Annotated in this window: 18 protein-coding genes; 10 read left to right on the forward strand and 8 right to left on the reverse strand. The window is 70.4% G+C overall.

Annotated features, from left to right (window positions below):
* Positions 1-5: 5 nt before the first annotated feature.
* On the reverse strand, positions 6-602 hold the full coding sequence (locus RZ1_RS08610) for a biotin transporter BioY (protein WP_072810966.1): 597 nt from the start codon (positions 600-602) through the stop codon (positions 6-8).
* Between the two features lie 231 nt (positions 603-833).
* Here RZ1_RS08610 and RZ1_RS30455 point away from each other — a divergent pair, with 231 nt between their 5' ends.
* The gene (locus RZ1_RS30455) at positions 834-1,007 is read left to right on the forward strand and encodes a hypothetical protein (RefSeq protein ID WP_169917886.1); all 174 of its coding nucleotides are present in this window, start codon (positions 834-836) and stop codon (positions 1,005-1,007) included.
* A 19-nt stretch (positions 1,008-1,026) separates the two neighbouring features.
* Here the strand turns inward: RZ1_RS30455 and RZ1_RS08615 are convergent, their stop codons facing one another.
* Positions 1,027-3,522, reverse strand: a complete 2,496-nt coding sequence (locus RZ1_RS08615) for an MprF family protein (protein ID WP_505358111.1) — start codon at positions 3,520-3,522, stop codon at positions 1,027-1,029.
* 11 nt (positions 3,523-3,533) lie between these two features.
* Positions 3,534-4,865 (reverse strand): alpha/beta hydrolase, encoded by a 1,332-nt coding sequence (locus RZ1_RS08620; RefSeq protein ID WP_072811028.1) that lies wholly within the window; start codon positions 4,863-4,865, stop codon positions 3,534-3,536.
* A 58-nt stretch (positions 4,866-4,923) separates the two neighbouring features.
* Here RZ1_RS08620 and RZ1_RS08625 point away from each other — a divergent pair, with 58 nt between their 5' ends.
* Positions 4,924-5,640: a PIG-L deacetylase family protein gene (locus tag RZ1_RS08625; RefSeq protein WP_072810968.1), complete on the forward strand. Its 717-nt coding sequence runs from the start codon at positions 4,924-4,926 to the stop codon at positions 5,638-5,640.
* 173 nt (positions 5,641-5,813) lie between these two features.
* Here the strand turns inward: RZ1_RS08625 and RZ1_RS08630 are convergent, their stop codons facing one another.
* Positions 5,814-8,399: a cation-translocating P-type ATPase gene (locus tag RZ1_RS08630; RefSeq protein WP_072810969.1), complete on the reverse strand. Its 2,586-nt coding sequence runs from the start codon at positions 8,397-8,399 to the stop codon at positions 5,814-5,816.
* Between the two features lie 226 nt (positions 8,400-8,625).
* Here RZ1_RS08630 and RZ1_RS08635 point away from each other — a divergent pair, with 226 nt between their 5' ends.
* Positions 8,626-9,078 (forward strand): GyrI-like domain-containing protein, encoded by a 453-nt coding sequence (locus tag RZ1_RS08635; protein WP_072810970.1) that lies wholly within the window; start codon positions 8,626-8,628, stop codon positions 9,076-9,078.
* A 76-nt stretch (positions 9,079-9,154) separates the two neighbouring features.
* Here RZ1_RS08635 and RZ1_RS08640 read toward each other — a convergent pair whose 3' ends face one another.
* Both RZ1_RS08640 and RZ1_RS08645 read right to left on the reverse strand, forming a co-directional pair.
* Entirely contained in the window at positions 9,155-10,042 is an 888-nt protein-coding gene (locus RZ1_RS08640; RefSeq protein ID WP_072810971.1) for a diacylglycerol kinase, read from the reverse strand.
* Positions 10,039-11,661 carry an FAD-binding oxidoreductase gene (locus RZ1_RS08645; RefSeq protein ID WP_072810973.1) on the reverse strand — a complete coding sequence of 541 codons (1,623 nt, stop codon included), beginning with the start codon at positions 11,659-11,661 and terminating at the stop codon, positions 10,039-10,041. The genes RZ1_RS08640 and RZ1_RS08645 overlap by 4 nt, the downstream gene beginning before the upstream one ends.
* A 20-nt stretch (positions 11,662-11,681) precedes the next feature.
* Here RZ1_RS08645 and RZ1_RS08650 point away from each other — a divergent pair, with 20 nt between their 5' ends.
* From RZ1_RS08650 to recX, 7 genes are all read left to right on the forward strand, one after another.
* Positions 11,682-12,302 (forward strand): TetR/AcrR family transcriptional regulator, encoded by a 621-nt coding sequence (locus RZ1_RS08650; RefSeq protein WP_072810974.1) that lies wholly within the window; start codon positions 11,682-11,684, stop codon positions 12,300-12,302.
* Entirely contained in the window at positions 12,299-13,837 is a 1,539-nt protein-coding gene (locus RZ1_RS08655; protein WP_072810976.1) for a glycerol-3-phosphate dehydrogenase/oxidase, read from the forward strand. The genes RZ1_RS08650 and RZ1_RS08655 overlap by 4 nt, the downstream gene beginning before the upstream one ends.
* A 44-nt stretch (positions 13,838-13,881) precedes the next feature.
* Entirely contained in the window at positions 13,882-15,027 is a 1,146-nt protein-coding gene (locus RZ1_RS08660; RefSeq protein WP_072811030.1) for a glycosyltransferase, read from the forward strand.
* 81 nt (positions 15,028-15,108) lie between these two features.
* Positions 15,109-15,303: a DUF3046 domain-containing protein gene (locus RZ1_RS08665; RefSeq protein WP_068162470.1), complete on the forward strand. Its 195-nt coding sequence runs from the start codon at positions 15,109-15,111 to the stop codon at positions 15,301-15,303.
* Positions 15,304-15,494: 191 nt separating this feature from the next.
* Positions 15,495-16,532, forward strand: a complete 1,038-nt coding sequence (gene recA, locus RZ1_RS08670) for a recombinase RecA (RefSeq protein WP_072810977.1) — start codon at positions 15,495-15,497, stop codon at positions 16,530-16,532.
* 55 nt (positions 16,533-16,587) lie between these two features.
* Entirely contained in the window at positions 16,588-17,229 is a 642-nt protein-coding gene (locus RZ1_RS08675) for a GDSL-type esterase/lipase family protein (protein WP_238072144.1), read from the forward strand.
* Between the two features lie 10 nt (positions 17,230-17,239).
* A complete protein-coding gene (recX, locus tag RZ1_RS08680; protein WP_072810978.1) occupies positions 17,240-17,842 on the forward strand; it encodes a recombination regulator RecX in 603 nt (200 codons plus the stop codon).
* Positions 17,843-17,872: 30 nt separating this feature from the next.
* On the opposite strand, the gene RZ1_RS08685 is transcribed toward recX, so the two are convergent.
* Together RZ1_RS08685 and RZ1_RS08690 are read right to left on the reverse strand one after the other, a co-directional pair.
* Positions 17,873-18,784, reverse strand: a complete 912-nt coding sequence (locus RZ1_RS08685; protein ID WP_072810979.1) for an amino acid ABC transporter permease — start codon at positions 18,782-18,784, stop codon at positions 17,873-17,875.
* On the reverse strand, positions 18,781-19,461 hold the full coding sequence (locus RZ1_RS08690) for an amino acid ABC transporter permease (RefSeq protein ID WP_072810981.1): 681 nt from the start codon (positions 19,459-19,461) through the stop codon (positions 18,781-18,783). The genes RZ1_RS08685 and RZ1_RS08690 overlap by 4 nt, the downstream gene beginning before the upstream one ends.
* Positions 19,462-19,493 lie beyond the last annotated feature (32 nt).

The following is a 19,493-nucleotide window of genomic DNA, read 5'->3' on the forward strand; positions in this document are numbered from 1 at the left end:
CTCGGTCAGGCTGCGAGGTCGCCGGCGGGCTTCGGCGTCACACGGGAGGAGATCAGACCCGGATAGGCCCGGTGCACCTGCGCGGCAACCGCAGCCGCCACGACCGCCTTGAGCAGGTCGCCGGGCAGGAACGTCACGTTGGCGCTCAGCGCGGCCCAGAAGGTCAGGTCGGTGCGCAGCAGCATCCCGGCGATGCCGAAGGCATACAGCACCACGATTCCGCCCAGCACGTTGATCGCGACTCCGGGCACCACCCGGTAGCGGGGCAGCATGCGCGCGGACAGCCAGCCGATCACCGCGACCGCGGGAATCCAGCCGATCAGGAAGCCGGCGGTGGGGGAGGCGAGCGACGTCAGGGTCGTGCGACCGCCGGCGAGAACCGGCAGCGCGAGACCCAGCACGATGACCGTCGCGACGGACAGCACGCCCTTGCGGGCACCGAGCAGCGCGCCGGCGAGCATCACGCCCAGCGTCTGCAGGGTGATCGGCACGCCCGACGATCCGATGGTGATCTGCCCCGGAAGTCCCAGCGCGATGATCAGTGCCGCGAACACGGCGATCTGCGCCAGGTCGCGGGCGGGAATGCGACGGGTCGACGACACGATTTCTCAGCCTTCTTCACGGGGGATGCGAACGGGTCGAGCCTAGGTGCACTGTGCGTGCCGTGCGTCACCACCCCGGTCCCGGCGCGACCCCGAACCGACGGCCGGCGGCTGGGGGTATCCCCCCATCTTTCCCTGATTTACGCGCTGACCAGGTGTTTTTGAGGGCTGGCACTGTCAGGATCGACGGTGTACGGCTGAGAGATACGGCATCCGAGTCAGGAGAAGACGATGTTCTGGAAGATCGTGGGTGTGGTGGCGCTGGTGTGGATCGGGCTGGCGTTGTTCGGCGCCCTGTTCGAGCACCTGTTCGGGATCCTCGTGGTGAGTGCGCTCATTTTCGGCGGATACCTGATCTACAAGGCGATCGCAGGTGACAAACACGACGACATCATGAAGGTCTGACACCCGACGGCCGGGTGCGTCACCTGCGCAGCAACCGGGCGAGCAGGCGCCGCCCCTGCCCGAGCGAGACGTCGGGGAGGTAGGCGTGGCCCACGGCGACACCGATCGCGGGCAGCGCCGCGGGATCAGGGAAGACCATGTACACCGGCCGGTACTCCGGCTGGAACTTGGACTTGAACGCGAGCAGCGACCGGAACCCGTAGACCGGTTCGAGGGTGCGCCCGAGCAGCTCCAGGAGGGCGTCGAGGGTCGTGCGGTCCATCGCGTCCGACCGTGCGGCCGCGGCCAGGGGAGCGCCGGACAGGCTCAGGTACTCGAGCCCCTGCTCCTGGGCGGCCGACGCGGCAGACGCGATGAGAAACTCCATCGACGGGCGGAACCCGTCGGAGCGGCGCCGCATGAAGTCGAGGGTCAGCGCGACGAGGGCGCCGTCGCGGTAGACCGGCATCCACGAGGTGACCGCGTGGACGTGCCGGTCCTCGTCGATCGCCAGCAGTAGCCGGACCTCGGGGTCGCGGAGTTCCTCGAGACCACCGAGCGTGAACCCCATCTCGGGCAGGCCCTTGTCGGCGACCCATTCCTCCGAGATCGCCACGATCTGCTCGACGACGGCGAGCGGTGCGTCGTGCAGGCTCGTCCACTCGGCGGTGACGCCGTCCTTGCGGGCACGGTTGAGGGCGGTGCGCACGTCCTGGAACTTCTTGCCGGTGAACGCGAGTCCGTCGAGCTGGATCACGGTTTCCTCGGCCACCTGCAGACACGTCCAACCGTGTTCGCGGGCGATGACGGCGGTCGGCTCGCCGACCGAGTACAGGCACGGCGTCCATCCGTTCTCGGCGCAGAACGCGGCGAACTCGTCGATCGCGGCGAGGAGGGTCCCGCGGTCGCCGATCGGATCGCAGGTCGTGAGTGCGACGCCCGCATGCACGCGATACGCGACGGCATGCCGGTCGTCGGACGAGAACCAGTAGTGGTTGCCGTCCCACGTGGTCATCCACGACAGGGACGAGCCGCCGGGGGAGTGCAACAGCCGGCGGACACGGCGTTGCGCGTCGACATCGTGACCCAGCGCCGGCACCCGGAAGCTGCGCAGCATCAGGACGCAGAACACCAGCCACACCAGGACACCGGCCCATTCGAACAGCAGCGTCGCGGCGGACGTGAGCGGAAGCACGGGCGGCTCGAACAGCTGGAGGTAGACCGGCGGGATCAATCGCCGCGGCATGTCCCGCAGCAGGGTCCATGTCCCGGGATCGCGGTCGAACCCGCCGGAGAGCAGCGAACCCGCGCCCACGTAGACGAGCGTCGCCACGGCGAGGGCCCCGAGCGTCCCCAGCCATACCGGCGGATAGGTGCCACGCGGGGCCCGGACCTCGAACAGTCGCCGGCTCGCCAGCAGCACCATCAGGATCGCGACGAGGGCCAGCAGCGGCGTCAGCTCCATGTACACCGAGCTGTGCCGATGCTGCCCGTACAGCAGCGACCGGGTCTCGTCCTGCTCGGTGGCCTCGGCGACGAGGCTCGCGGCGGCGGTCCCGATCAGCGCGATGTGGGCCCACACGGACAGCAGCCACCCGGCGTGGCGCCCCCGGCGCAGTCCGTCCGCGGACACGAGCAGCACGATCGAGGGCATCAGGTTCATCATCAGCGGTCCGAGCCCGGACAGCCGCAGCGCCTGCTGCCCCTTGCGGCATTCGTCGTGCAGCGCCGGGTCCGCACACACGTCCACCAGTTCGCGGGCCGAATAGGGCACCTGGTCGAACAGCATCCGCAGCGCCGACAGCGGTCCGATCGCGTGCGGCGAGAAGGCGGCCACGATCGGGCCGAGCACACTCGCGGCCACGACCAGCGCGATCAGCGTGCGCTGTTCACGGACGGAGCCGCCGAGCGCCGGGCCCCGAGCCGAGCGTCCGCACAGCCACGGCCCCAGAATCACGCCGGCCACGGCCGCACACAGCCGCGTCACGTCCTGCAGGTGCCCGGCGAACAGTGCCGCAGTCACCAGGAACACCAGCACCAGCGTCCGGATCCGGCGCCGCCACAGGGTGTCCATCACCGCGGTCGACGCGAGCAGCGTACCCAGCACCCACGCGAGAGGATCTTCGACCACGTGCCCGTGCAGTTCGATGCCCCACGTGTTCGGGACGGTCGACGCGAGCAATGCGATCAGCAGCGCCAGCGCCGCACCGACTCCCTGCGTCACGACGGCGGCCACCACGAATCGTCCGGTGCCGATCCGGTGTTCGACGGGCACGGCCACCGCCAGGACCACGACGGTCACGAGGACGTACTCGACGATGCCGGACGCGAACAGGCCCGACGACCACAGCACCCACGGGTGCCCGTCCCCGAAGCTCTCGACGCCCGACGACACCCACCGCGCGATGTCGGGGGACGGTCCGTGCCGGAGCGAGCCGGTCATGAGCCCGAGCACCCACAACAAGGCGAGCAGAGCCAGCGAAGCCGGTGCGCGGCGCAGTGCTGTCGCCGTGCGCCGCGCGGGCCCACCGAGCACGCGCCGTGTGGTCAGGACGTGAGACCCAGTCGCCGGCTCAGCCACGGCAGCTCCTTCTCGAGTGCGGCGGACCACAGTGAAAAGGTGTGGCCCCCGGGTAGTTCCGTCAAATGCACGTCCATGCCGGCGGCGCGCGCCGCGTCGGCGAGCCGCTCGATGCCGCCGCGGTATTCCCGATCGTCGAGACCGACGACGAACGCCCCCGCGCTGCCCGGGTAGCTGTTGTGGGCGAGCAGGTCCGCCGGGTTGTTGCGGGAAAAGGCCGCGGCGTCGCCACCGAACGCTTCCTGGACGGTGCGGCCGCGGTCGCCGAGGGTGGGCTCGGCCTGCCCGGAGATGTCGAGGAACGTCGGATACACGTCGGGCCGGACGGTCGCCAACTGCAGCGCGCACGTGCCGCCGTAGGACAGCCCGCCGACCGCCCACGCGCGTGGATCCGGATCGACCTGAAGGTTCTGCTTCACCCACGCGGGTACGTCGACGGTCAGGTAGGAGGCGGCGTTGCCCAGGCGTGAATCCATGCACAGCGGGTTGGCGAACTGTCCGCCGGTGCCGTCGGCGAGCACCACCACCGGGGCGAGTCCGTCGTGCGCGGCGGCGAACGCGTCCATCGTCTGCGTCAGGCGTCCGCCGACGAGCCAGTCGTCGGTGCTGCCGGGCTGTCCCGCGAGCAGGACCAGCACGGGCAGCGTGGGACGAGGATCGGTGGAATAGGCCGGGGGCAGGTAGATGTGTGCCTCGCGCGCCGGGAACCCGGATGTCGCCGCGGGGATCGGTGCCGAGACGACCGCGCCCGACGACGGCATGTCCGGCGGCGGCGACCACTGCGCCGACAGCGGTGTACCGCGCACGGTCGTCGCCGTCCGGGCCTGCGCGTCGGTGAGAGGAACCGTGCGGAATTCGGGTATGCCGAGTGCGGATCGGACCGTCGGGTAGGCATCGAAGATCAGGTTGATCTGTCCCGCCGCCGCTGCGACCGCCAGCGCCGCCGCGACGACGAGGCCCACCGCGACCGGAACGCGCGGGCGGTCCCGGCGGCGGAACGGCCATCGGGTGATCAGCAGTGCGACGGCGAGAACCGCGGTCGCGGACCACCAGTACACGGCGTGCGGCAAGGGATCCGGGAACGGTCGCCACACCCGCTCGATCAGGACGGCCGCGAGCCCGGTCGGAACCAGCGCCCCCGTGATCGCGACGGGGATGCCGATGGCCACCCAGCGCCGATCCCGGCGGGCCACGAGCACCGCGAGGCCGAGCACGGTCAGACACCAGAACGTCACCGCCGCGGCGGTGGTGATCAGCTGTACGTCGAGGACCGCATCGGCGACCCCGGACCACGACATGATCATCAGTATGGGCGAGCGCCCCCGCGGGGCGGTTTCTTCGCAGATAGTGGACGGTATGGAATCGATACCGGAGGACTGGGAACGCGGATTGGTGATCGCCGCACATCCCGACGACATCGAATACGGCGCGGCCGCCGCGGTCGCGCGATGGACCGGTCAGGGCAAGGACATCCGGTACGTGCTGGCCACCAGCGGCGAGGCGGGCATCGCCGGTCTGCCGCCGGCGGAATGCGGGCCGCTGCGCGAAGCGGAGGAGCGGGAGTCGGCACGGATCGTCGGTGTCGAGCAGGTCGAATTCCTCGGCCGCCGGGACGGCACGCTCGTCGCCGGACCCGACCTGCGGCGCGACATCGCCGCCGCGATCCGACGGCACCGCCCGCACCTGGTGGTCACCGGAAACTTCGGGCTCACCTGGTTCCCGGGGATCCTCAACAGCGCCGATCACCGCGCGCTCGGGCTCAGCGTGCTCGACGCGGTCGCCGATGCCGCCAACGAGTGGATCTTCCCGGAACTGACCGAACAGGGGCTCGCACCGTGGACCGGAGTGCGGTGGGTCGCGGTCAACACCACCACACCGACACACGCCGTGGATGTCACCGACACGGTCGAGATCGCGGTCGCCTCGCTCGCCGCGCACCGGCGTTACCTCGCCGCGCTGAGCGATGTGCCCGTCGAGGAGCAGGCGCGCGCCCAGGTGACCAGGGCATCGGGCCCGTTGCCCGGGTTCGGCGCCGCCCACGCCGCCGGGTTCGAGCTGTACACGTTCGGATAGGCCGGAGTCTCGATACCGGTCGAGGACCTCCCCGAAGAATCCAGGGGTACCCGGCTCGGAACCGGCGACTGGCCGGGTCGACCGAGGAAGTGCAGTGCGAGCACCTCGGTAGGCCGGTACCTCCGGCCGGAGGTGAGAGCGCCGGACCGCATCCGGGGGGCGTCCCGCCGGGATCACCGCCGGCGGCTGCGGACCGTCTTGTACACGAAGTCCGCGGTGAGGATCGCGGGGATGCCCAGCAGTGCGACGCCCAGCGCCTCCCACGGCGGAACAGCGTGGCCCAGCACGGCGGCGACCGGGGCAACCCCCAGAAAGACGACCAGTGCGACGAGTTCGACGAGCACGGCCCACAGCAGCAGCCGATTCGAGCCCCACCCGAGCTGCCACGGCGGCCGCGACGCGCTGCGGCAGGCGAACGCGGCGCCCACCTGCCCCAGGACGACCGCCGCGAACGCTGCCCCCGACGCCGCGAGAAGTGCTGGTCCGGTGGGGAATTCACTTCCGGGACGCCAACCCGCGACCAGCAGCGCCACGAGGAACGCGCTCATCTCGACGATCGCTTCGATCGGCCCGAGGACACCGAACACCCGGACCAGCAGGGTCCGATCGACGAGATGCCGCTTTTCCGGTGGTCGCTCGAGGGTGTTCCGGCTCGGAGGTTCGCCACCGAGGGCCAGCGCCGGCAGCAGATCGGTTCCGATGTCGATGCACAGAATCTGCAGCACCCCGAGGGCGAGGGGGAACTGCCCGCCGGACAGACCCCACAGCGCGAACGGCGTCAACTCGGCGACGTTCGAGGTCAGGTGATAGCTGAAGAAGCGGCGAATGTTGGCGTAGGTGGCCCGGCCCTGTTCGACCGCGGTCAGGATGGTCGTGAAGTCGTCGTCGAGCAGCACCAGGTCCGCGGCCTCGCGCGCGACGTCTGTGCCGCCCTCACCCATCGCCACCCCGATGTCGGCCTGTCGCAGGGCGGGCCCGTCGTTGACTCCGTCGCCGGTCATCGCGACGACATGTCCGCGGTCCTGCAGGGCTTTTGCGACGCGCAACTTCTGCTCCGGGGAGACCCGGCTGATCACGATGCCGTCGCGGTCGAGCATGGCACCGAGCATCTGATCGTCCTCGGGGAGATCCTTGCCCTGCACCACCTTGCCCTCCACGCCGAGCAGGCCGATCTCGCGGGCAATGGCGCGCGCTGTCTCCGGGTGGTCACCGGTGAGCATCGCGATCTTGATGCCGGCGCCGCGGGCGGCCTGCAGAGCGGCCGGGACTGCGCTCCGCGGCGGATCCTCCATGCCCAGCAACCCGAGGAGTTCGAGGTCGCGTTCCGCGAGATCCGGGTCGGTCATCGCACCGGGATCGGTCAGGGCCCGGCGAGCGACGGCGAGTACCCGCAGGCCTCGGGACGCCATGTCCGCCAGCGCCGCCTCCGCCCGATCGATCCGCTCGCCGCGGTCGGCGCAGCGCGATAGCACCGCGTCCGGTGCTCCCTTGAGGAGCAGTTGCCCGTCCACAACCACCGATTCGCGGCGGCGTCGGGGATCGAACACGAACCGGAGGGTGACCGGCCCGGGCTGTGCGTCGGAGCCGGCGAGGCGGGCGGCGAACGCGGCGATGGCCGCCTCCATCGGATCACCGACCGCGCGCCACTCGTCGCCCTCGAAGGTGATTCCGCCCTTCGATGCGGCCGCACCGGCGAGCCCCGCGGTGGCGGCCGCCGCCACCGCGGGCTCGGGGCCGGCCACCGTGCCGGTGGGCGCGTACCCCTCCCCGCGTACCGTGACCGTCCCGGCGGATGTCCAGGCCTCGACGACGTTCATCCGGTTCTCGGTGAGGGTGCCGGTCTTGTCGGTACAGATGAACGTCGTCGATCCGAGAGTTTCGACGGCCTCGAGGTTGCGTACCAGCGCGTTGTCCCGGGCCATGCGCTGCGCCCCGAGCGCGAGTGACAGCGTCACCGTGGGCAGCAGGCCCTCGGGCACCAGCGCAACGGTGATGCCCACCGCGAAGAGGAAGGCATCCTGCCAGGAGATTCCCACCAGGATGGAGACGGCGAAGAACACCGCGCCGACGCCGACGGAACCGAACGCGAGGATCCGGACGATCCGCTGGATCTCCAGGTCGAGCGGACCGGGTGGGCGCCGCACCGCAGTGGTCAGGGCCGCGATACCGGCAAGCCGGGTGTTCGCACCCGTGGCGGTCACGACGCCCTCCGATTCGCCCTCGGCGACGAAGGTCCCCGCGAACACGTCCGCGCCGGTTCGGCGGAGCACCGGTTCACTCTCCCCGGTGAGGGTCGATTCGTCGAAGGTGCAGCGGCCCGCGACCGTGAGCCTGAGATCGGCCGGGACCCGGTCGCCACCGGCGAGCACGACGAGGTCGCCGACCACCAGGTCGCGGGCGTCGACGGTGCGCAGCGCGCCGTCGCGCCGCACCACGATGGTGGTGGGCAGCAACTCGCCCAGGCGTTCGGCGGCCTTCTCCGCGCGTTCCTGCTGCACGAACGCGAAGATGCCGTTGACCGCGATCACCACGATCACGGCGATGCCCAGTTCCGGCATGCCCGCGACGAACGCGAGCGCGGAGGCGAACCACAACAGCAGCGCGAAGAAATGCGTCAGCTGCGCGACCAGCCTGCGCCACCACGGCACCCGGTGCGCGGTAGGGAGTTGGTTCGGTCCGTCCCTGATCAGCCTCGCGGCCGCATCGCTGCTGGTGAGACCGCCGTTCCGGAGCGCCGGCGGATCATGATGTGCCTGCACAGCGCCTCCTTGCCCATCCGGGCCGATGCGTCTCCGCCGACCTGGGGTGAGGGACCCGTCTCTTTCCCGGAGACTGTGCTGTCGGCCCCGGGAAAGTCCGGATCGGATGCTACGCCGCCTTCGCGCTCTCCGGCGGCCGGCGGACGCCTGCTCGTGCTCACGACGGTTCGTGCTCGTCCGGTGGCGCCGTGGTCCAATGGAGCCACCGTCCCGAGAGGAGCCGAGCATGACGACCTTCACCGTGGAGACGATCGAACCCCGAACCGCGGCAGGCATCAGGTCCGAAGTGCCGATGGCGGAACTGAGTACGGTCTTCGAGCGAGGATTCGCGGCGATCATGCGCACGGTCGAGACTCAAGGCATCGCGATCGTCGGGCCACCGTTCGGCTACTACCCACGGATGCCGGCCGAGACAGTCGAGGTTGTCGTCGGCTTCCCGGTGGCCGGACCGATCACCCCCGACGGTGAGGTCGAGCCCTTCGAGCTCCCGGCCGGGCGGGTGGTCACCGGCACCCACGTCGGCCCCTACGAGACGCTCGAGCAGACCTACGGAGAGCTGATGGCCTGGACCGGCGCCCAGGGCCTGACGCTGGCCGAGGGAATGTGGGAGTCGTACCTGAGCGACCCGAGCACCGACCCCGGTACCTGGAAGACCCTCATCGTCTGGCCGCTGGCCTGAGGACGATCCGCCGGCCGTGGCGGCACAGGTGCCGCTCCGCTCGTCTTCGAGGACGCGGTCTCGCCGCGACATTCCGCTAGGGCACGAAGACGCATCCGGCGTCGGGCACGGAGTCGATGTCGACGGGCAGCGGCCCGATGCGTTCGCCGTCGGCATAGGCGGTGATGCCGGGGCAGTCGAGCCGCACCGACCGTGCCCGGTGCACCGTCACTTCGTCGAGGTCGACGTGGGTGCCGCGGTAGACCGTCGGGAACAGGCGTAGCAGCCGCGACCGGCTCGCCGAGGTCACCACGACCACGTCGAACAGGCCGTCGTCGAGTCGCGCGTCCGGTGCGATTCGCATCCCGCCCCCGTATGTCGACGAGTTGCCCACCGACACCATCGTCGCTTCGGTGTCGAATGTGTTGCCGTCCAAGGTGATTCGGTAGGGAAGCAGGCGCAGGTTGGCGAGTTCGGCCAGCGTCGCGGCGTTGTAGCGCAGGTGACCGCGCGGCCAGCGCATCCGATTCGCGCGGTCGGTGACGAGGGAATCGAACCCGCTGGCGAGCACCGTGCCGAACCACAGCGGTCGGAGCCCGGTCGAGGTTGCCCGGCCGAGATCGATCGTGCGGGTACGGCCGCCGGCGATCACGTCGACGGCTGCGACCGGGTCGGTGGGGATTCCGAGAACCCGCGCGTGGTCGTTGCCGGTTCCGGCCGGGACGATGCCGAGCGGAATCCCGGTGCCGGCCAACGCCTGCCATGCCAGGAATGTCATGCCGTCGCCGCCGATCGAGACCAGCGCCTCCGTTCCGTCCGCGACGGCCTGCGCGGCAAGTTCCGACGATTCGGTGGCCGAGGCACCTGCGATCTCGGTGATCGCGAATCCGAGGTCGCGCAGACGGCCCAGGGCCGCGGCGCGGACCTCCGTGGACCGCCGGTCGCGGGCGGTCGGGTTGGTGAGGACGGTGACGGAACCGGTCACCCGATCAGCTTCCCAGGATTGAGGATTCCGCGTGGGTCGATCGCGTGCTTCACCGCGACCAGGACGTCGTGCCCGAGATCGCCGATCTCGTCCTCCAGCCACGGCAGGTGGTCGCGACCGACCGCATGGTGATGGGTGATGGTCCCACCCGCCGCGACGATCGCATCGCCCGCAACGCGTTTGGCCTGTGACCACTGCGCGATCGGGTCGTCGGACTGGGCGCACACCACCGTGAAGTACAGCGACGCGCCGGTCGGATAGGTGTGGGAGATGTGGCTCATCACCAGCGGAGGCGTGCCCTGGGCGGTCAGGCTCGAGGTGAGTGCCTCGGTCACGGCGCTGCGCAGCGACAGCAGGTTGGACCACGTCGTCGCGGTCTCGAGGGTTTCGGCGAGTGCACCGACGCGCAGCAGGGCGTCGCGCAGGTGCGGGGCGTCGAACCGGCCGTGCTGCCAGGCCCGGGCCGGTCCGTCCCCGAGATCGGTGCCGCCGGATGCCGCGAGCAACGCCGCGACCTCGCCGGCGCGGGCCTGCACATGCGCCTCGGTGCCCTCGACGGTGGTCACCGCCAGGCAGCCGCCGGGAGCGTCACCGCCGATGCTCTGGTGCAGTGCGAGATTCATGCCGGTTTCGGCCTCGTCCGACAGTCGCAGCACCGTCGGCAGAGCGCCGGTCTGCGCGAGTGCGCGCAACGCCGCCGCGCCGGTCGCGAAATCGGGGAACGACCACGCCCGGAACGCGGTGGTCGCGGGCAGGGGATGAATGCGCACCCCGATCTCGGTGACGATGCCGAGCGTGCCCTCCGAGCCGAGGAACACCCGGCGCAGGTCGGGACCCGCCGCGGACGCCGGCGCCCGGCCCGCCCGCACGGTGCCCTGCGGTGTCGCGACGACGAGGTGGTCGACCATGTCCTCGAACCGCCCGTAGCCGGCCGACGCCTGGCCTGCGGACCGGGTGACCGCGAACCCGCCGAGGGTGGCGTGCCGGTAGCTCTGAGGAAAGTGGCCGAGCGAGAAACCGTGCGCGGCCAGCACTTGCTCGGCCTGGGGTCCGGTCGCGCCGGCCTGCAGGGTCGCCAGCCCGGACACCGGGTCGAGGTCCGTCAGCGCGGTCAGCCGGCGCAGGTCGACAGCGACCACCTCGTCGAAGGGGCCGGACACCGGATCGACACCGCCGACGACGCTGGTGCCGCCGCCGAACGGAACCACCGCGATCGCTTCGGCCGTGCAGTAGGCGAGCACGGCGAGGACCTCGTCGTGGCTGCCCGGGAAGAGCACCGCATCGGGTGCGTCCTGCTCCGCGCGGCTGTGCCTGCGCAGCAGGTCGAGGGTGCTCTTGCCGCCCGCGTGCCGCAGCCGGGCCGCGTCGTCGTCGGCGAGGTGGTCGTCGCCGACGATGCGGGTGAGCCCGTCGCGGTGCTCGGTCCGCAGCCGGCTCACGGTCAACCGCACATCGGATTCGGGAAGGTCGCGGTCGCGGCGGGTGTCGACGCCGAGCGCCTGCTCGAGCAGGTTGCGCACCGGCGCGGAGAGTTCGGTACGGCGGTCTTCGGTCCCCCACGCGTCCCAGGCCATCGGCGGGGATTCGTCGGGACGTTGCGGTGTGAACGGCGCGCTCATGAGTTACAGTCTTACATACGATGTCGATCCGTAACGATGATTCAAGAACTGCCGGTCCGCGCGGGACGGTCCCGATCGAGGACCAGATCCTCGACGCCGCCTACTCCTGCGTGCTCGACTTCGGGCTGCGCCGCACCACGCTCGCCGAGGTCGCCCGCCGCGCCGGCGTCAGCCGCCCGACCGTCTATCGCCGTTGGCCGGACACCCGCGCGATCGTCGCGGACCTGCTCACCCGCGAGATCCGCCGGGTCGCCCCCGAGCCGGCCGGCGGCGGCCCGGCGCGGGACCGGCTCGTCCGCGCGGTCGTGACCACCGCCGACGCGATCGGCTCCCACCCGCTGTTCGAGAAGATCCGCAGCACCGACCCGGACGTGCTCACCACCTACATCGTCGACCGGCTCGGCACCAGCCAGCGAATGCTGCTGGACACCCTGACCGTCGGCGTCGCCGACGGTCAGCGCGACGGATCGATCCGCACCGGCGATCCGCACCGGATCGCCGTGATGGTGCTGCTCACCGCGCAATCGGTGGTCCAGTCGGCACGTGCCGTCGCCGACACGACAGCCCGCGGCGACCTGCTGGCCGAACTCGGCCACGCCGTCGACGCCTATCTGACCCCCGTCCAGGAAGGACCACCGTGACCGGACCCGGATCCGGCGCGCTGTCCGCGGCGCGCCGCCACCACGAACTCGACCGGCTCGCCGACGACCCCACCGTCGACGTCCTGGTGATCGGCGGCGGGGTCACCGGTGCCGGTGTCGCGCTCGACGCCGCCGCCCGCGGACTGAGCGTCGTCCTCGCTGAACGCCACGACCTTGCGTTCGGGACCAGCCGGTGGAGTTCGAAACTCGTCCACGGCGGACTGCGTTACCTCGCGACCGGCAACGTCGGGATCGCGCACGAGAGCGCCGTCGAACGCGGACTCCTCATGACCGTCGTCGCCCCGCACCTGATCCGGTCGATGCCGCAACTCGTCCCGCTGCTTCCGTCCGTCGGCCGCGGTGAATCCGCCCTGGTCCGGGCGGGTTTCCTCGCCGGAGACGCGTTGCGTGCGGCGGCCCGCACCCCCGCGGCGTTGCTGCCGCGGTCGTGCCGGGTGGACGCGGACCGTGCCGCCGCCCTCGTCCCGGCGGTGCGCCGCGACGGACTCCGCGGGGGCCTGCTCGCCCACGACGGACAACTCGTCGACGATGCCCGGCTCGTCGTCGCACTCGCCCGCACCGCCGCGACCTTCGGTGCACGCATCCTCACCCGCGTCTCCGCGCACGCCGCCACCGCCGAGACGGCGGTCCTGCACGACGAGATCACCGGCGGCGATTTCACGGTGCGGGCCCGGGCGGTGATCAACGCGGCGGGCGTGTGGGCCGGCCACGTCGATCCCTCGATCGCGCTGCGCCCCAGCCGCGGCACCCACCTGGTCCTGGACGCGGCCGTCCTCGGACATCCCACCGCGGCCCTCACCGTCCCGATCCCCGGCGCGACCAACCGGTTCGTGTTCGCCCTGCCCGCCCAGCTCGGCCGCGTCTATCTCGGCCTCACCGACGAGGACGCGCCCGGCGACATTCCCGACGTCCCGCACGCGACCGACACCGAGATCGACTTCCTGCTCGACACGGTCAACACCGCCCTCGCCACCGCGCTGACCCGCGACGACGTGCTCGCCACCTATTCCGGGCTGCGCCCGCTCCTGCGAACGGCCGACGGGGATGGTGCCACGGCGGACCTGTCCCGCAAGCACGCGGTCGTCCGCGCCGAGGGCCGTCCGATCGGCATCGTCGGCGGCAAGCTGACCACCTACCGGAAGATGGCCCAGGACGCGCTGGACGCTGCCGTCGCCGCGACCGGGCTGCCTGCCGGACCCTGCAACACCCACCGGATACCGCTGGTCGGGGCGGCGAACCGGACGTCGCTGGCCCGGCTGCCGGCTCCGGTGTCCCTGGTGCGCCGGTACGGGACCGAGGCCGCGCAGCTCACCGCCGATCCCGGGCGACTCGACCCGGTCGCGCCCGGACTGGACGTGTGCCGTGCCGAATTCGACTTCGCGATCACCCACGAGGGGGCGCTCGACGCCGACGACATCCTCGACCGGCGCACCCGCATCGGCCTCGTGCCCGCCGATCGGGCCGCGGCGCACGAGGCGGCCCTGTCCGTACTCGCCGAACACCGACTCGCTTGACCGCAGGGGGTGGGACGGGCGGCCTGATGTGACAGGCTGTGTCGATGCGAGTTGCGGTGGTGGCCGGACCTGATGCCGGACATGCGATCCCGGCGATCGAGCTGTGCCGGCGGCTGGCGGACGCGGGAGACGATCCGATCCTGTTCACCGGCGAGCGCTGGCTGGGCACCGAGATTCCGGGTGTCACGTTCGCGCTGCTCAAGGGGCTCGATCCGCGGCCCGGCGACGACGACGGTGACGCCGGTGCCAGGCTCCACGCTCGCGCCGCACACATCGCGACCGAGCTCCTGCCGGATCTGAGCGCGCTGCTGCCGGACCTGGTCGTCTCGGACGTCATCACCGCCGGAGGGGGCATGGCCGCCGAACGGCTCGGCATCCCCTGGGTCGAGCTGTCCCCGCACCCGCTGTATCTGCCCTCACGCGGCCTGCCGCCGATCGGAAGCGGTCTCGCGCCCGGGCGCGGGATCCGCGGCCGAGCCCGGGACGCCCTGCTGCGCCGCATGACCGCCCGCTCGATACGGCAGGGTGACCACGAACGCAGCGCCGCGCGGTTGGGTATCGGCCTGGCCGAGCAGGATCCGGGACCCGCCGCGCGTCTGATCGCGACGCTGCCGGCTCTCGAGGTGCCGCGACCCGATTGGCCGGCGAATGCACATCTGGTGGGCCCGCTGCTGTGGGAACCGACCGAGACCGTGCTGACCCCGCCGCCCGGCACCGGCCCGTTGGTGATGGTCGCCCCGTCCACGGCGACCACAGGTGTCGTGGGCATGCTCGACGCCGTGTGCACCGCGCTGGACGGAACCGGGATGCGTGTTGCGGCGACGATGCTCGACGGGGCCGACGGGGCACTGCCGGACTGGGCGGTCGCGGGCCGGGGCCGCCAGGACCTCCTGCTCGAGCAGGCCGACGTGGTGGTGTGCGGCGGCGGCCACGGGATGCTCGCGAAGGCGTTGAGTGCCGGCGTGCCTGCGGTGATCGTGCCCGGTGGGGGCGATCAGTGGGAGCTGGCCAACCGGGCGGCTCGGCAGGGCAGCGCGGTGGTGGTGCGCCCGCTCGATTCCGTGGCGGTGCTCACCGCGATCGAGACGATCCTGAGCGAGAAGCGGTTCGCGGCCGCCGCCCGTAGTGCCGCCGCGACCGCGAACCGGGTCGAGGACCCCGTGGGGATCTGCCGTGAGGTGGCGGGCTGAGCACACCTGTGCTGCCGGCCGGACAGGTCGTCGGCGCGACCGTTTCGACGTGATGCGTCGCCGCCCACTACCGTGGGCGGGGTGCGATTGACGGAATTCCACGAGCTCGTCCGGATCGAATTCGGGCAGCTCCACGGCGACGCGTTGCTCCGCGACCACGTGATCCTCTCGCTCGGGGGTCTCACCCCGGCCGAGGCGATCGAGGCAGGTCAGGAGCCGCGGGAGGTGTGGCGCGCCCTGTGCGAGGAGTTCGACGTCCCACCCTCGCGCCGTTGACGCGACGAGCGGGAACCGCACCGTTCGAACAATTGTTCGCCTATGCTGGTGTCGTGCACGGTGGCGTAGTTGTCCACAGGCGGCGGATCGATCCACAGATCCGGCGGCTCACCGGTCGCCACGACGAACTTGTCGGTGCCGGGCTCTAACGTCGTCGACAAGCAGGACGAGATTCGATGAAGGGGACCACGATGGCAGCACAGGCACACGACCGCGAGAAGGCACTCGAGCTCGCCCTCGCGCAGATCGACAAGAGTTTCGGCAAGGGCTCCGTGATGCGACTGGGGGAGGAGGCTCACCAGCCGATCGCGGTGATCCCGACCGGATCGATCGCGCTCGATGTCGCACTCGGTATCGGCGGTCTGCCTCGCGGCCGCGTCGTCGAGATCTACGGGCCGGAATCCTCCGGTAAGACCACGGTCGCGCTGCACGCGGTTGCCAATGCGCAGGCCAACGGCGGCATCGCCGCGTTCATCGACGCCGAGCACGCACTCGATCCCGAGTACGCTCGCAAGCTCGGTGTGGACACCGACGCGCTGCTGGTGTCCCAGCCGGACACCGGTGAGCAGGCGCTCGAGATCGCGGACATGCTGATCCGCTCCGGCGCGCTCGACATCATCGTCGTGGACTCGGTCGCGGCGCTCGTGCCGCGCGCCGAGATCGAGGGTGAGATGGGCGACAGCCATGTCGGTCTGCAGGCCCGCCTCATGAGCCAGGCGCTCCGCAAGATGACCGGTGCCCTCAACAACTCCGGCACCACCGCGATCTTCATCAATCAGCTGCGCGAGAAGATCGGCGTCATGTTCGGTTCGCCCGAAACAACCACGGGCGGTAAGGCTTTGAAGTTCTACGCCTCCGTCCGGCTGGACGTGCGGCGGATCGAGACGCTCAAGGACGGCGGCGACGCCGTCGGCAACCGCACCCGCGTCAAGGTCGTCAAGAACAAGGTTTCGCCGCCGTTCAAGCAGGCTGAGTTCGACATCCTGTACGGCCAGGGCATCTCCAAGGAGGGCTCGCTCATCGACATGGGCGTCGAACAGGGCATCGTCCGCAAGTCCGGATCCTGGTACACGTACGAGGGCGACCAGCTCGGCCAGGGCAAGGAGAACGCCCGCAAGTTCCTGCTCGAGAACACCGATATCCGCGACGAGATCGAGAAGAAGATCAAGGAGAAGCTCGGCATCGGCGCCGTCGTCACCGCCGACGGCGAGGAAGCCGCCGACTTCTGACGCACGAGTGCCTCGGGTGGGCGCGGTCGTCGACCGCGCCCACCACCCTGGCATCATGGCCGCCATGACTGCGCGGCCGATTCGATTGTGTTTCTTCGGTGATTCGTTCGTCGCAGGGGTCGGCGATCCCGCTCACCGCGGCTGGGCGGGTCTGCTCGCCGAGCATGCCCGACCGGTGCTCGGCGACATCGACTTCACCGTCTACAACCTCGGTGTCCGCCGCGACACGACCGCCGACGTTCGGGCCCGCTGGTCACACGAGGCCCGCCGCCGCTTTCCGGATGGATGTGACAATCGGCTCGTCTTCTCCTTCGGTGTCAACGACACGACACAGCAAGGGGATTCGACGCGGGTGCGGCCCAAGGACTCGGTGACCAACCTCACCGCGATCCTCGACGACGCCCTCGCCTGCGACTGGCTGGTACTCGTCGTCGGGCCGCCGCCGGTCGCCGACGAGCAGCAGAACGCGCGCACCAGGCACCTCGACGACCTGTTCGCCGGTGCGTGTGCCGTCCGGAACGTGCCGTACTGCTCGGTCATCGCCCACCTCGACGGCGACACCGCGTGGATCCGGGAAGCGGCGGCGGGGGACGGGGCGCACCCGTCCGTGCAGGGATACCGGGACCTCGCCGATGTCGTACTCGATGCCTGGATCACGTGGATCGGCTCGGCCGCCGCTGTCGGTGGGGCCCGCTAACGTGCCGGCCATGGACGATCCCACGCCTCCGGACCCGCACCCGACCCCTTCGGCCGGGCCGGGCCGACGGCGCGCACGCCCCGAGCCCGGGGGAGGTACCGAAGCGCAAGCCAAGGACGTGTGCCTGCGCCTGCTGACCGACCGGGCCCGCAGCCGTGCCGAACTCGCCACGAAACTCGAACAGAAGGGCTACACGGCCGAGGTTGCGGAGCGGACCCTCGACCGGCTTGCCGCGGTGGGCCTGATCGACGATGCCGACTTCGCCCAGCAGTGGGTGCGCTCCCGGCACCTGTATGCGGGCAAGGGCAAACGCGCGATCGCACTCGAACTGCGCCGCAAAGGAATCGGGCAGCAGGACGCGGCGGAGGCCTTGGATCAGATCGACGGCGACGACGAACGCGCTCGCGCGGTCGATCTGGTCCGCAAGAAGCTGCGCACCCAACCGCCGCTGCCCACCGAGGGTGATCGACGCGAGATCGCTGCCGAGCGGGACAAACTCGTGCGCCGGCTGGTCGGGATGCTCGCACGACGCGGCTATTCCCAGGGCATGGCCTTCGACGTGGTGCGCGGCGCACTCGCCGACTTCGGCTCCGACGGTCTCGCGGACGACTGACGCGGTCCGGTCACCGCCGGACGGGTTGCGTCACGGCCTCTTCTCGTCACCGGTGATGTCCATGCCGGGAACCGCCATCACCGGCATGGTCTGGGGCTCTTCGGGTATCACGGCGCCCTTCTTGCGGCGGCCGGCCCGAAGACGCTTCTCGACCCTGGTGGCGAGTACAGTCAGGGAACTGTTCAGCACGATCATGATCGCGGCGACCACCAGCAGCGACGGCAGATAGTTGCCGAAGGCCGCGCCGAGCTGCTGACCGGATCGCACCACTTCGACGTAACCGATGAGATAGCCGAGCGCCGAATCCTTCAGGGCCACGACCATCTGGGAGATGATCGCCGGCAGCATCACCGTGACGGCCTGCGGCAGCAGGATCAGGCGCATGATCTGGTTCTTGCGCATCCCCAGGGCGCCTGCCGCCTCGGACTGGCCGCGCGGCAGCGACCGGATACCGGCACGCACCAGCTCCGCGATCACCGAGCCGTTGTAGAGAGTCAGGCCCGTGACCACCGCGGCGAGTGCGAGGTAGGACGATTTGAACACCCGATACTCGGCGAAGATCTGATACAGGAAGATCATCAGAATCAGCACCGGCACGGCCCGGAACAATTCGACGATCGTGCCGCACACCAGCCGCATCCAGCGATGATCGGACAGCCGGCCGATGCCGAGGGCGAACCCGAGAACCAGCGCCAGCACAATCGACAGCGCGGCGGCGATCAGGGTGCCGCGGATACCGGGCAGCAGATAGGTCGTCCACGACGTCGACTCGGTGAACGGGTCCCATTTGGCCGCGGTCAGCTGCCCCTTGCTGTCCAGCGCGCGGTACACGACGTAACCGGCCGCGACGAGTAGGACGACGACGAGCGCGGAGATCGCATGGTAGGTGGCGCGGGCCCGCGGGCCGGGTGCGTCGTAGAGGACGGTTGCGCGGGCGCTCATCGGGCCACCTCGTAGCGCTTTCCGAGCCAGCCGAACAGCAGGCCCATGGGAAGGGTGAGAATCACGAAGCCGAGCGCGAAGATCCCGCCGACGAGGAAGATCGCCGCTTCGGTCTCGATCATGGACTTCATGAGCAGTGATGCCTCGGCCACACCGATCACGGACGCGATCGTCGAGTTCTTCGTCAGGGCGATGAGCACGCTGCCGAGCGGTGCGATGACGGCGCGGAACGCCTGGGGCAGCACGATCAGCCGCAGATTCTGGGCGAACGTCAGGCGCAGCGAACGGCCCGCCTCCGACTGCCCGACGTGGACGGTGTTGATGCCGGACCGCAGCGATTCACAGACGAACGCGGCTGTGTAGACGCTGAGGCCGAGCACCGCGAGCCGGAAGTTGTTGTCCACCAGGAAGGTCGCCGAATCGGTCGGGGCGAGGTTGACACCCAGGGTTTGCGAGAGGCCGAACAGGCAGAACAGGATGATCAGGGTCAACGGCGTGTTGCGGAAGATCGTCACGTACGCGGTGCCGACGGCCCGCGCGATCGGGACGGGCGAGACTCGCATCGCGGCGAGGATCGTGCCGAGGATCAAGGCGCCGATCGCGGACAGCACGGTGAGCTGGATCGTGGTCCAGAACGCCTCGATCAGTTGACTGCCGTACTTGTTCAACAGATCCACTGGGGGACTCCAGGATTCGGTGGACGAGACGC

Source organism: Rhodococcus zopfii NBRC 100606 = JCM 9919, from assembly GCF_001895025.1.
GTDB lineage: Bacteria > Actinomycetota > Actinomycetes > Mycobacteriales > Mycobacteriaceae > Rhodococcus > Rhodococcus zopfii.

Bases quoted from the DNA above. Each gene is read 5' to 3' on its own strand.
- RZ1_RS30455 (WP_169917886.1), top strand. From the start codon at position 834: ATGTTCTGGAAGATCGTGGGTGTGGTGGCGCTGGTGTGGATCGGGCTG.
- RZ1_RS08620 (WP_072811028.1), bottom strand. From the start codon at position 4,865: ATGTCGTGGTCCGGGGTCGCCGATGCGGTCCTCGACGTACAGCTGATC.
- RZ1_RS08625 (WP_072810968.1), top strand. From the start codon at position 4,924: ATGGAATCGATACCGGAGGACTGGGAACGCGGATTGGTGATCGCCGCA.
- RZ1_RS08635 (WP_072810970.1), top strand. From the start codon at position 8,626: ATGACGACCTTCACCGTGGAGACGATCGAACCCCGAACCGCGGCAGGC.
- RZ1_RS08645 (WP_072810973.1), bottom strand. From the start codon at position 11,661: ATGAGCGCGCCGTTCACACCGCAACGTCCCGACGAATCCCCGCCGATG.
- RZ1_RS08650 (WP_072810974.1), top strand. From the start codon at position 11,682: ATGTCGATCCGTAACGATGATTCAAGAACTGCCGGTCCGCGCGGGACG.
- RZ1_RS08660 (WP_072811030.1), top strand. From the start codon at position 13,882: ATGCGAGTTGCGGTGGTGGCCGGACCTGATGCCGGACATGCGATCCCG.
- recA (WP_072810977.1), top strand. From the start codon at position 15,495: ATGGCAGCACAGGCACACGACCGCGAGAAGGCACTCGAGCTCGCCCTC.
- RZ1_RS08675 (WP_238072144.1), top strand. From the start codon at position 16,588: ATGGCCGCCATGACTGCGCGGCCGATTCGATTGTGTTTCTTCGGTGAT.
- recX (WP_072810978.1), top strand. From the start codon at position 17,240: ATGGACGATCCCACGCCTCCGGACCCGCACCCGACCCCTTCGGCCGGG.
- RZ1_RS08685 (WP_072810979.1), bottom strand. From the start codon at position 18,784: ATGAGCGCCCGCGCAACCGTCCTCTACGACGCACCCGGCCCGCGGGCC.